At 54.5% G+C, this 12,673-nt stretch carries 8 protein-coding genes; 7 read left to right on the top strand and 1 reads right to left on the bottom strand.

Annotated features, from left to right (window positions below):
- The first annotated feature begins 262 nt into the window (after nucleotides 1-262).
- The 7 genes from K239x_RS16435 (at nucleotide 263) to K239x_RS16405 (ending at nucleotide 11,149) form a co-directional block, all read left to right on the top strand.
- Nucleotides 263-2,104, top strand: coding sequence for a peptidylprolyl isomerase (locus tag K239x_RS16435; RefSeq protein ID WP_419189046.1), 1,842 nt, complete (start codon nucleotides 263-265; stop codon nucleotides 2,102-2,104).
- A 231-nt stretch (nucleotides 2,105-2,335) separates the two neighbouring features.
- On the top strand, nucleotides 2,336-3,613 hold the full coding sequence (locus K239x_RS16430; RefSeq protein WP_419189045.1) for an aminotransferase class I/II-fold pyridoxal phosphate-dependent enzyme: 1,278 nt from the start codon (nucleotides 2,336-2,338) through the stop codon (nucleotides 3,611-3,613).
- A gap of 344 nt (nucleotides 3,614-3,957) precedes the next feature.
- A complete protein-coding gene (locus K239x_RS16425; protein ID WP_145419319.1) occupies nucleotides 3,958-4,329 on the top strand; it encodes a hypothetical protein in 372 nt (123 codons plus the stop codon).
- A 402-nt stretch (nucleotides 4,330-4,731) separates the two neighbouring features.
- Nucleotides 4,732-6,351, top strand: coding sequence for a citramalate synthase (gene cimA / locus K239x_RS16420; RefSeq protein ID WP_145419318.1), 1,620 nt, complete (start codon nucleotides 4,732-4,734; stop codon nucleotides 6,349-6,351).
- Nucleotides 6,352-6,558: 207 nt separating this feature from the next.
- Nucleotides 6,559-9,654 carry a valine--tRNA ligase gene (locus K239x_RS16415; RefSeq protein ID WP_145419317.1) on the top strand — a complete coding sequence of 1,032 codons (3,096 nt, stop codon included), beginning with the start codon at nucleotides 6,559-6,561 and terminating at the stop codon, nucleotides 9,652-9,654.
- Nucleotides 9,655-9,705: 51 nt separating this feature from the next.
- Nucleotides 9,706-10,350, top strand: coding sequence for a DUF4254 domain-containing protein (locus K239x_RS16410; RefSeq protein WP_419189044.1), 645 nt, complete (start codon nucleotides 9,706-9,708; stop codon nucleotides 10,348-10,350).
- Nucleotides 10,351-10,474: 124 nt separating this feature from the next.
- Nucleotides 10,475-11,149: a hypothetical protein gene (locus K239x_RS16405; RefSeq protein WP_145419316.1), complete on the top strand. Its 675-nt coding sequence runs from the start codon at nucleotides 10,475-10,477 to the stop codon at nucleotides 11,147-11,149.
- 22 nt (nucleotides 11,150-11,171) lie between these two features.
- Here K239x_RS16405 and K239x_RS16400 read toward each other — a convergent pair whose 3' ends face one another.
- Entirely contained in the window at nucleotides 11,172-12,659 is a 1,488-nt protein-coding gene (locus K239x_RS16400) for a sulfatase (protein WP_145419315.1), read from the bottom strand.
- Nucleotides 12,660-12,673: the final 14 nt, after the last annotated feature.

Below are 12,673 nucleotides of genomic sequence, written 5' to 3'. Positions count from 1 at the left end.
CAAAGCATTGAAGCAGCTACCGGGAGCGATGTCGCGAAATGTTTTTGCTTGCAATCTTGCTGTCGCGGCGAGCCTGACGGGTGAAGCAGACCGGTGATCGAACAAAAGTTGATCAAACGTGTCGGCCAAGCATCGATTCGACTTGAGTCAAACTTGGCATTTTCCTACGGTCCGCCCATCACGGCGATGTGGAAGTCAGGGATGTTGATCTTCCACGCAGAATCGCAAGACGTTTCGTGCCCGGTTCAAAGGAGTGACCGAGATGCCACTACAACCCGCCCGCTTGATGCCAACCTTAGCGCTGCTCAAGCGATTTGTAGTCCTGCCACTAGTCATCGCTACCGTGTTCTCGCTGATCGGCAGTAGCTGGTTGTGCAGTCACGCTACTGCACAAGATCAATCCAATAGTGTGGTCGCCGTCGTTAATGCGGAACCGATCACACGCAAAGCACTTTCGGACGCCAGCTTGATGCGTTATGGCGTCGACGTGCTGGACAACATGATCAACCGTCATTTGATCCTGCAAGCATGCCAAAAAAATGGCATCGAAGTGACCAACGACGAAGTCCGCGGCGAGATCGAACGTCTGGCTGCCAAGTTCGGACTCAATGTCCAAAGCTACATGCAGTTGTTGGAAGAGGAGCGCGACATCACTCCGGCTCAGTACAGCCGCGAAATCGTTTGGCCCATGCTGGCACTTCGCAAACTAGTCGCTGGCCAAGTCGAACCGACTCAGGCAGAGTTTAACCAAGCGTACTTGTCTCAGTTTGGCGAAGCCGTCAAGTGCCGCGTCATTGTGGTACCCAACAAGGACACTGCTGAATCATTGCGTGCGCAAGCTGCAGCCAACCCGGATGAATTTTCGGGTTTGGCAAAGAAGTACAGCAAGGACGAAGCTACCGCCAGCGTTGGCGGATTGATGGCGCCGATTCGTCGCCACACCGGTGACCCGGCTTTGGAAAATGCTGTGTTTGAATTGCAAGACAAAGAAGTCTCGCCGGTCATCACGATGGGCGACCAATTCCTGGTTTTGCAAGCCGTCCGACGAATCCCCGCTAGCACGCCACCGCCGACCGCGCTACCGGCGATTAAAGAACAAATCAAAGATCGCATCCGTGATCAGAAGATGCGAGGAGCCGCGTCGCGATTGTTTGCTCAGCTGCAAAAAGATGCCAAAGTCACAAAAGTACTTGGCGACGAAAAGCTGCAGGCTCAGTATCCCGGCGTTGCAGCCGTCATCAACGGTCAACAAGTCACGCTGAGCGCCGTCGGTGCTGAATGCGTGAAACGACATGGTGTCGATGTGCTGCAAGGCGAGATCAATCGCAAACTGCTGACTCAAGCGATGCGTAAGTCGAACATCAAAGTCACTCGCGAAGACATCACGGCCGAAATCTCGCGTGCTGCCAAAAGCATGGGCATCGTCAACGGTGACGGTTCAGCTGACCTCGTCTCTTGGATGCAGAACGTAACGAGCGACGGCAACACGACCGCCGAAATTTACGAAACTGATTCAGTCTGGCCCAGCGTCGCACTGAAGAAGTTGGTCGAAGATGAGATCACAATTTCAAAGGACGATCTGCAGCGTGGATACGAATCTTCGTACGGACCGCGTGTTGAGATTCTGGCTTGCGTTTTGGCAGATCAGCGAACGGCTCAAAAGGTTTGGGAAATGGCTCGCGATAATCCGACCGAAGAGTTCTTTGGCCAGCTGGCGGAGCAGTACAGTATCGAACCCGTTTCATCGAGCAACCGTGGGAAGGTTCCGCCGGTCCGCAAATTTGGCGGCCAGCCTGCGATCGAACGCGAGGTGTTTGGTTTGAACGCTGGCGATCTGAGCGGGATCGTCGCGACGGGCGACAAGTACATTGTGATGCGATGTCAGGGACGCACCGAACCGGTGGTCAAAGACATGGCGGCTGTCCAAAGCGAATTGGTCCGCGACCTTCGCGAAAAGAAACTCTCGCTAGCGATGGCTGAGAAATTCGATTCGTTGAAGGCACGAGCCGAAATCGACAACTTTCTCGAAGCGGCCAAGAACCTGCAGCCCGAAGCGACTCCGCGGGTAGCCCAGGCTGGCGATTCCCGGCAGCAGCGAAAGTAACCTTCGCGTTACAACTGCGATCGACAAAAATCTCCAGCCCAGTCAGGCTTCTGACTGGGCTTTTTCCTTCAGTGGTCGGCTTTTTTACTTAGCTGACGAGCTAGCTACAAATTCGAGCCGGTCCCAACGCGCATCACCCCTGGGCTTTTTCCACAGGTATCCGACAATAGGACGTCTGTGACGCAAAACACGCGAACTTTGACCTCAGCGAATTCCTCTACCGAATTCATCATGAATACAAACGAACCTTTCGACATCGACGGCCCTTCCATTTCCCCACCGACGACGGATCCAACTCCGGAGCCATTCGAGGTGAAATTTGCATCGAGAGTCGAGCGACTGCCGCCGTACATGTTCGGGCGAATCAACAATTCGTTGTATCAAAAGCGTCGTGACGGTGATGACGTGATCGATCTGGGCATGGGCAATCCATCGGATCCGCCCGATCCCGTCGTCGTGCAGAAATTGATCGATGCGGCCAAAGACGAAGGCAACCACGGCTACAGCAAATCCAACGGCATCGTCAATCTGCGGCGTGAAGTCGCTAGTAAGTATCACCGCAAGTATGGCGTCCGAGTGGACCCGGATGCCGAGATCATTTCTTGCTTAGGCAGCAAGGAAGGTTTTTCGCACATGTGTCTGGCGTTGATGGGACCTGGCGACACCGCCATGATTCCTTCGCCGTATTTTCCTGTTCATATGTACGGTGTCATTCTGGCGTCAGGCAATGTCGTGGCGTTGGACGTCGCGGATCCGGACAAATTTCTGAGCAACGTGGCTTACACGTGCGAAAACCTGACGCCGTCGCCCAAAATTTTGATCGTCAACTATCCGCACAATCCTTCGTCGGCAGTCATCGAACCTTCGTTTTTTGTCGAAGTCGTCCGGCTTGCGAAGAAGTATGGATTCTTGGTCATCCATGACTTTGCCTATGCCGACGTGGCGTTTGATGGCTACCAACCACCAAGCTTTTTGTCGGCTCCGGGCGCTAAAGATGTCGGCGTCGAGTTCACGACAATGAGCAAGGGCTACAACATGGCTGGATGGCGAGTTGGTTTTTGCGCCGGCAACGCCGAAATGATTCGTGGGCTGGGAACAATCAAAGGCTATTACGACTACGGCATGTTCCAAGCGATTCAGATTGCAGCTATCGTCGCACTGCGCGAAACCGAAGCAACGGTTGAAAAACAGTCGATGATCTATCAAGGTCGCCGCGATGTGTTGGTCCGCGGATTGCGACGTCTGGGTTGGACGGTTGATCCGCCCAAAGCAGGCATGTTTGTTTGGGCCAAAGTTCCCGAGCCGTTTTGTAATGAAATGAGCACGATGGATTTTGCGATGCGTCTGTTAGAAGAAGGCAACGTCGCGGTCAGCCCAGGCAGTGGTTTCGGAGCCGCCGGCGAAGGCTTCCTGCGAATGTCGTTGGTCGAAAACGAACATCGTCTTCGCCAAGCGGTTCGCCAGATCGGAAAATGCCTCAACCAATCCGCAGCAACGTCGGCAAGCTAAAACAGGACAGCGGTCCCATCAGCCGCTGGCGCTAGCCACGGGCATATTGCGAGTAAGTTATTTCGCGAGTCGGTCATTTCGCGAGAGATGCATTTCTCCAGTGGCCTAAACGGCACAGACCCGCCGTCCATCAACTGCCAGTTCGCATCAGCGAACAAGGCCAACCGCACGGTGCTGTGAACGTCCGCCCTTCGCCTGACCGGTTTTTCAGGTCTTGTGTCGAAATGCCAAGTTGGATCAACCCAAAGTCCGCTGTTGAATTTTGAAAAGGCGATTACAATGCTCCGTCAGCATTGATTTAACGCGGGCTTTCAAACGCATCTTTCTGGCGGAATACAACTTTCATGGCTCGAGTCGGAATCATTTTTGGCTTGTTGCTTTGCGGCCTCACGTTGGTCGCGTTGCTGTGTACGACGCATAAAATGCCATCGCTATTTGTGCCCATGATGTTTGGGATTCCGATCCTGTTTTGTGGGATCGTTGGTTTGAACCCGCATCGACGCAAATACGCCATGTTCAACGCCGTCGCGGTCGGAACCGTGGGGTTTATGGTGGGCGCAGGGCTGGTGGTGCGTGCGGGAATGTCGGTGGTCGATGACGCTGATATCCGGCGGTACGTCATTCGGCTGGGATTGTCGCTCGCCGGGTTGTGCCTGGTCTTTGTCGCCAGCTACGTGGTCTCGTTTCTACAGTCGCGTGCTCGCGTCCAAGAGTAGGCGAATTCGCGATGCTCGAAAATCACGAAAAACCACGGGCCGGCCAACGCTTGCTGCTGCGGTGACGTGGTTTCGGTCTGGAATTGACAACTTCGACGCAGTGCGTATCCTTAATGCCACTGACGGTCGCACTCTTTGCACAAAAATGATGTCTCATTCGCCAATTTTCGTATCGATTACCAACCGCGTCGCCGGCCTCATTTGCCGGATTTGACGCGGGGTGAATCCTGCAGTTGGTCGGTTGGCAAACCGGCTGATTTGGTTCTAGAAAAGACATGCGACCCGTAATGTTCACCCCCGAGGCGATTTTTTGCCGTCGGGGGTTTTTTTGTATCTTCACATCACGTCAAACCAACCAATTTGCTTCGGTGCGGTTTGACGGCTCCAACTGAATTCCGAACTATGAATTCCAAACCGATCTTGATCTACGATACGACTCTGCGTGACGGTTCGCAGGGCGAAGGCGTCAGTTTTTCTCTCAATGACAAACTGAACATTGCTATTCGGTTGGCGGAAGTCGGAGTGGATTTCATCGAGGGTGGTTACCCACTGTCCAATGAAAAAGACGTGGCGTTCTTTCAAGAGATCCGTAAACGTGACCTAGGCAAAACCAAAGTCTGCGCGTTCGGAATGACGCGTCGCAAAAGCATGAAAGCGGCCGACGATCCCGGCATGCAAGCTCTGGTTGCCGCGCAGACTCCTGTGATCACGTTGGTCGGCAAAACTTGGGATTACCACGCGACAGAAGTCTTGCGAGTCACGCTGGACGAGAACGTTCAAATGATCGGCGAAAGTGCTGAGTTTCTGGCCAAGCACAGCGAAGTCATTTACGACGCAGAGCATTTCTTTGACGGATTCAAAGCCAATCCTGAATACGCTATCGAGACGCTCAAGGCAGCCGCATCGGCTGGTGCGACGTGGATGTCGTTGTGCGATACCAACGGCGGTTCTCTGCCCGAAGAAATCGCTGCGATCACGGAGCACACGATTCAGTCGCTGGCTGATCACAACGTGGAAATAGGGATTCACTGTCACAACGATAGTGAGTTGGCTGTCGCGAATTCGCTAGCAGCCGTCGATGCTGGTGCGACTCAGGTCCAAGGCACCATCAACGGAATCGGCGAACGCTGTGGCAACGTCGATCTGATCTCCGTGATCGCCAACTTGGCGCTCAAGAAAAAGGGCTACACGGTGTTGGGCGGAAATTCGCTTAAGCATCTGACTGAACTGAGTCGCTTTGTCTACGAAACGGCCAATCTGCAATGGCGAAACGGGCAAGCGTTTGTCGGGCAAAGTGCGTTTGCGCACAAAGGCGGCATGCACGTTCACGCGATCAACAAAGCGGCCAAAACTTACGAACACATCGACCCCGAAATGGTCGGCAATGAGCGTCGGATCTTGGTCAGTGAATTGTCCGGTCGCAGCAATATCGTGGCGGTCGCGGCCGAGCACAATTTGCAAGATGATCGCGAACTGATGGACAAGATTTTGGCCGAGGTCGTTCGCTTGGAAAACAAGGGTTACCAGTTCGAGAACGCCACCGCGTCGTTCAATCTGTTGATCAAAAGAATCGCGGGAACCTTCACACCGCATTTCCATCCGATCAAGTATCGCATCGTCGCGGGGGATCGAAACAGCGAAGAGACCACCGTTTTTGCAGAAGCCATCATCAAGCTAAAGGTCGGTGAAACGCTCTGGTTTGATGCAGCCGAAGGAAACGGTCCTGTCAACGCATTGGATTCGGCGCTTCGCAAGACACTGCTAGGGACCTACCCCTGTTTGAGCGACATGCGACTGATTGACTACAAAGTCCGCGTCGTTGATTCCGGTGCTGGCACGGCGGCGTCGATTCGCGTGAACATCGAAAGTGGTGACCAGGATGAAACTTGGGGCACGATCGGTGTCAGCGAAAATATCATCGAAGCCAGCTGGCGTGCCTTGGTCGATTCCGTCGAATACAAGTTGCACAAAGAAAACCAGCCGGCCGAAGGAAATGTGCCGGTCGAAAACGCGACGGCTTAGACGGTTCCATGGCAGCAGCGACTTTGCGTTTGATCGCGGCGTCCTACTTGTTCACTACCCCCGCTGCGCTGACTGACAGCCGAGTCAACTAACGGCTGTGAGGACTGCCGGCGGGGGGAAACGATCGGGCTTCTTCAAATCCCGCGTGATAGCTATTTTATGTGAGCAATCTAGGGCTCATTCAAAACACCCCAACCCTCTTCCGACATGACGATACCGAATCGATTCGACCACGCTGATGCAGCGGCCAAAATCCTGAAGATCTGGGACGATGCTCAGTGCGCTCACGCCACGGTCAACCCGGACCGCGAGCCGTTCATGATCGTGATCCCGCCGCCCAACGTCACTGGTGCGTTGCACTTGGGGCACGGGCTAAACAACACGCTGCAGGACATCGTCATCCGCATGAAACGGATGCAGGGATTCGAGACCCTGTGGATGCCCGGCACCGACCATGCGGGGATCGCGACGCAAGCGGTCGTGGAACGCCGGTTGGTTGAACAAGAAAACAAGACTCGGCACGACCTGGGGCGCGAAGCGTTGGTCCAGCGCATTTGGGCTTGGAAGGATCAATACGAAAAACGAATTCTGAACCAGCTCAAACGGATGGGCGCTAGTTGCGATTGGCAGCGAACGCGATTCACGCTGGACGATCAGTGCGCCAAAGCCGTTCGCGTCACCTTCTTTGATCTCTTTACAAAACAGTTGATCTACCGCGGCAAGCGATTGGTCAACTGGGATTCGCATTTGGAGACGGCCGTCAGCAACGACGAAGTCAACAATGTGAAAAAGAAGGGACACTTTTGGCACTTCTATTATCCTGTCATCGATCCCAAACCGGGCGAGCCGAACCGCGTTGAGATTGCAACGACGCGGCCCGAAACAATGTTGGGCGATACCGCCGTTGCAGTGCACCCCAATCCCGAATCGGCACTCGATAAGGTCGAAAAGGAACTCCAAGCCAAGCTGGCAGAAGCGAACGAAAAGGAGTCCGCCGAGATCAAAACGCAGCTTGAACAATTGGCCGAGCGGCGAAAGACAATGTTGCCGCAGTTGATTCAATTGCGAGACATGGCTGCGGATGGGCGCAAATTGATGTTGCCGCTGATGAATCGCGAGATTCCATTGGTCGCCGATCGCTGGGCAAAGCCTGAGCTGGGCAGCGGATGTGTCAAGATCACACCCGCGCACGATCCAAACGATTACGAAGTCGGCATGCGGGCAGATCTGCCGATGATCAACATCATGAATCCCAACGGCACGATCAATGCCGAAGGCGGCGCGTACGCCGGGATGACGATGAAAGAGGCTCGCAAGAAAGTCGTTGCCGACTTGGACGAACTGGAGTTGCTCGGAGACGTCGAAGATCGCGAAGTCGATTTGCCGATCAGTGATCGCAGCAAGTTTCCGATCGAACCGTATTTGGCGGACCAGTGGTTTGTCAAAATGGATACGTTGGCGCAGTCAGCCATTGATCTGGTCGCGGACGAGGAAGTCAAAATCTTTCCCGAACGCTACCGCAAAGGTTATCTGGATTGGTTGGGCGAAAAACGTGATTGGCCGGTCAGTCGACAGCTTTGGTGGGGACATCAAATTCCGATCTGGTCGGTGAGCCGTTTGGACGCAGCCACCAAAGACGAACTGGAATCGAAAGTCGTCGCTATCATCGGCCAAGCCAACGACATGGCCAGCTACCGAGTGGACGAGTCTGACGACGGTTTGTTCGGTATCTTTGTTTGTCTACGCACCGAAGACGATCCATTGGAGAAGGATTTCGAGGAACTCGGATTCCAGCGTGATCCTGACGTGTTGGATACCTGGTTTTCGTCCGCGCTCTGGCCACACAGCACGCTTGGTTGGCCGGACGCGAGTGCAGAACTGGAATACTTCTATCCCACTGCGACGCTGATCACTTCGCGTGACATCATCACGCTGTGGGTCGCACGTATGGTGCTGATGAGCTGGAATAACTTGGGCAAGATCCCGTTCCGCGAAGTCTTCATCCACCCCAAAATCTTAGACGGGTTGGGGGAAACGATGAGCAAGAGCAAGGGGAACGGAGTCGACCCGATCGATGTCATCGACAAATTCGGACCAGACGCGTTGCGTTTCGGTCTCGCGAGAATTGCGACGGACACTCAAGACGTTCGCATGCCGGTTCAGTACGAGTGCCCTGCTTGCGAGAAACTGATTGATCAAACCAAAAAGAATCGATCGGTTCCGACCGTGCAGTGTCCCGCTTGCAAAGCAGTCTTTTCGACTCAGTGGGCGGAATCCGAAGCCGACAAGGCGCACCCTCGCGGGGCCGTCGTTAGCGAACGTTTCGAGACCGCCAGAAACTTTGTCAACAAGCTCTGGAACGCGGCGCGTTTCGTGCTGATGAATCTGGAAGACTACCAGCCGCAAAGTGTCGACGTTGATACGTTGCCACTGGAAGATCGCTGGCTCCTGAGCCGATTGTCGACGGTGACTCGCGAAGTGACGGAAGGAATCGAATCGTACAAGTACGCCGAATGTTCTCGGATTCTTTACGATTTCGCCTGGGACGAATTTTGTAGCTTCTATGTCGAAATCGCGAAGCCTCGCCTGAACGACGAAAAGTTGCGTGGTACCACTCAAGCCGTCATGGCACATGGGTTGGACCAACTGCTGCGTTTGCTGCATCCGACAATGCCGTTTGTGACCGAATCGATTTGGGCATTCTTGAATGATGCGGCCGCCAGTCGCGGAGTTCCGGCTCCGACGGATCCGGGCCCGTTTGTGATGAAAGCCGCGTGGCCGATCGCCAACGCCCAGCACAATGACGAAGCCATCGAGCACCAATTCAGCGAATTCCAGGAAGTGGTCGGTGCGATCCGTAAAATTCGTGCTAGCCAAAGTATTCCGCCGCGCGAAACCGTGCCGGTGGCGATTCGATGCAGCGAGGCGTCGCTCGCACTGCTACAACCGATGACGACTTACTTTGGACAGCTCGCTGGCGCCGACATTACCGCGATCGGTCCCGATGCCAAGCCATTTGAAACCGACGCTCCGCTGGCATTGACGTCGTTGGATATCGATGTTCATGTGGACTTGGAAAAGTTCATCGATGTGGAAGCGGAACTGGCGCGTTTGCAAAAGTTGCAAGGACAGCTCGAGAAGCAAATCACTGGCAAGCAACAGAAATTGTCGAACGAAAGTTTTGTGGCGCGAGCGCCAGAAGATGTGGTCGCACGCGAACGCGAATCGCTCGATGAATTGGTGCGTCAGCTCCAATCGGTGGGCGGCGACCTGGAGCGTCTTGAATCAAAAACGAAGTCGTAATCCAGCAAGTTCGTTTGCTCAGTGTTGCCCCCTGAAACGCGATGAAGATGCATGTCGCAATTTGAACCGTCCCAGCCTCCTGCTGATCAGCCTTCTGACGATCAGCTTTGTGCTGACCAAATCGTGCAGATGCAGACTGCCTCGGTTGCAAGCTGGCATCACGTCGACATCGACAATGCTTACCAAGGGTTGATGGGGGTGATCTGCCAGCAGCACGCAGCAAACTTTCGACTCTGGCATCAGGAAGACATTGCGAGAAGTCCTACGGCGACGGATTCGCAGATCGCCGACGTCAAACGAGCCATCGACAAGCTCAATCAGCAACGAAACGATTTGATCGAAGCAATTGACGACGCGTTGGCCGATCAGTTGCAGCATGTCAAACGAAGCGTGGAAGTGCGGTTAAACACGGAAACACCTGGAAGCGTGATTGACCGACTTTCGATCATGGCACTGCGTCTGTTCCACTATTTGGAGCAAGCGGATCGCGATGGGTTGAAAGATGACTTGCGATCGACCATTGTCGACCGAATTGCGATTTGCCAGCAGCAGCAATCCGATCTGTCCACGTCACTGCAAGAATTGTTGGACGATCTTTTTGCAGGGCGAAAGCAGCATCGGACGTACCGGCAAATGAAAATGTACAACGATCCGTCGCTTAATCCCGCCATCTACGATTCGTCGGGCGATTGCTGATAGGGGCTCTTGTCTAACGGACGCCGAAGTCTTCTTTCGCTTTTCGCCGGCCCAATCCGCTACAATTCGTGTGGCTTGTCGCTTGGGCAAGCAATGTGGTACTGCGTTTGAGGAACCCTCTGTGATGCGATCTCTCATCTTTTTTTGTTCCAGTGTCGTCGTCGCAACATCGTCCGCGTTCGCGCAGCCGATGATCACTCAGTCGGTCCCATTTCAAAACCTGGGTTCGTCATTCAACGAACAGAATGGTGTCAACTGGAACCTGCAGGGGCCAGGGTTCTTTGCCAACTTTGGCGGCAACAATGCAGCGGTTCCGTTTGGAAACCCCGACCCCAATGCGGGCCTGCGTACCGGTGCCGCATTTCGATCCGGCGGAGTGTCGGGCAACATCGGGTTCAATTTCAGCCAAGGAAGCAATCGCAGCAACGTCACGACGGTGCCGTCATTGACCACGATGAACGGTGTGCCTGGTTCGATTGTCGATCAGACGATGCGACCGTTTGTGACCGGCATTACTCCGGTGGTCGGTGGCCATGTCTTGCTGCCGACTCCGGTGCCCGGACCGGATCCTTTTTTGCAATCTTATCAAGCCGCTCAAAACGCAGACGTGCAGCGTCGGCTGCAGGGGAATGTTGAGCGGACGCAAAAGAAGGCCTTGGAGTATTTCAACCGCGGACAGCGAGCGGAAGAGGAAGGCAACCTGAAGATGGCCCGAGCAAACTACCGGCGGGCACTTGCAAGTGCCCAGGGCCAATTGCGCTACGCGGTTCAGCAAAAGATGCTTAGCCGCGGTTGGTAAGATTTGGCTCCCCGGTGAACCGCTACTTCACTGCAGCGGCGGGATCGATCTTCTTTTCTTGCCAATAGAAACCGTCGTCGCGTTTTTCCAAAATGCGATGCGCACTGCCGGGCGCCAACGGTGCTTCATTCTTGGGCAGCCACTTTTTTAGATTCGCAATGGTTTCTTCAAATGCATCCCGGTTCTTTCCTGGTGCCACTAAGTTTTGAAGTTCATTTGGATCAGCATCGCGGTCGTAAAGTTCTTCGGCACCATCGGCGTACACGATGTACCTCCAGCGAGTGTCGCAGACGCTGTGGTTGCCAGCGTTGTGAGTACAGATGGCGGGACGATCGCGAGGGGTCGTCGGGGCATTGATCTGCGGCAGTAGACTGAGCCCTTCGCCGTCGTCGGGTGCCGCCAATCCAACCAGTTCGGACAACGTCGGATACAGGTCCAGCAGTTCGGCAGGCTGGTTGCATTTTTTACTACTGGGGATTCCTGGGCCAGCAAAGATCAGGGGGACACGAGTCGAATGAGTCCACAGGGTGTTTTTGCCCGAGATCAGTTTTTCACCCAGGTGGTATCCGTGATCGCTCCATAGCACCACGATCGTATTGTCCGCGTACGGCGATGCTTCCAGCGCGTCGATCACACGTCCTACTTGGCTATCGACAAAACTGATGGACGCCAGATACGCGCGGACCAGAGGTTTGCTTTGATCGTTTGCTTCTAGCCAACTTTGGCGAGGCTCAGGAAGATCCCAGTGGATGTACCAAGACGACTCGGGCGTGTCATCGCGATCGCCTTTGACGATGGGCGGCATCGTCAGTGTTTCGTTGGGATACAGGTCAAACCATTTCTGAGTGGCGTAGCAGGGCACGTGAGGAAGAAAGAAGCCGACGGACAAAAAGAACGGCTTTTCGTCGGACATCTTGCCAATTTCATCGACGGCCCAAGACGCGACTTTCCAGTCTCCTTTGTCTTCGTCACGATGATCAAACGTGCCCCAGTCCATCAGCGGATGATTTCCGCCGGGGGTGGGAGGGATGATTTTCTTGTCCGGCTTTGCGCCTACTTGTGCGTTGGGCCCCCAGACATCGCATTCGGCTTGGCTGTTTTTCCGACGACCGTTCCCACCGTGGTAGATCTTGCCACCAATCAGCGTGCGATAGCCTGCTTTTTGAAAGTACTGCGGCATTGTCACTAGGTTCTTCAGCTCCGGGACCGTGCGAATCCAAGGCGACAATCCGTAGACGCCGGTCGAAGTTGGTCGACGGCCGGTCATCAGCGAAGTGCGGCTAGGATTGCAAAGCGGTGCTTGGCAATGCGCGTTGGTAAACGTTAGCCCTCGCTGCGCTAGTTTTTTCATGTGCGGCGTTTGCACATCGGGGTGTCCACCGAGTGGTTCGACCCAATCGTTCAAATCGTCGATGGCGATCATCAAGACATTGGGGCGATCGGCTGACCGAGCGATCGAGGCTCCAATCAGTAACGTGAACGCGCAAAAGAAGGTACAGGTTTTGATCATCGTGTTAGCATGCC

Source organism: Stieleria marina (genome assembly GCA_007741555.1).
Classification (GTDB): Bacteria; Planctomycetota; Planctomycetia; order Pirellulales; family Pirellulaceae; genus K23-9.
Note: the sequence above shows the minus strand (reverse complement) of the source record. Positions and strands in the feature narration are given on the sequence as shown.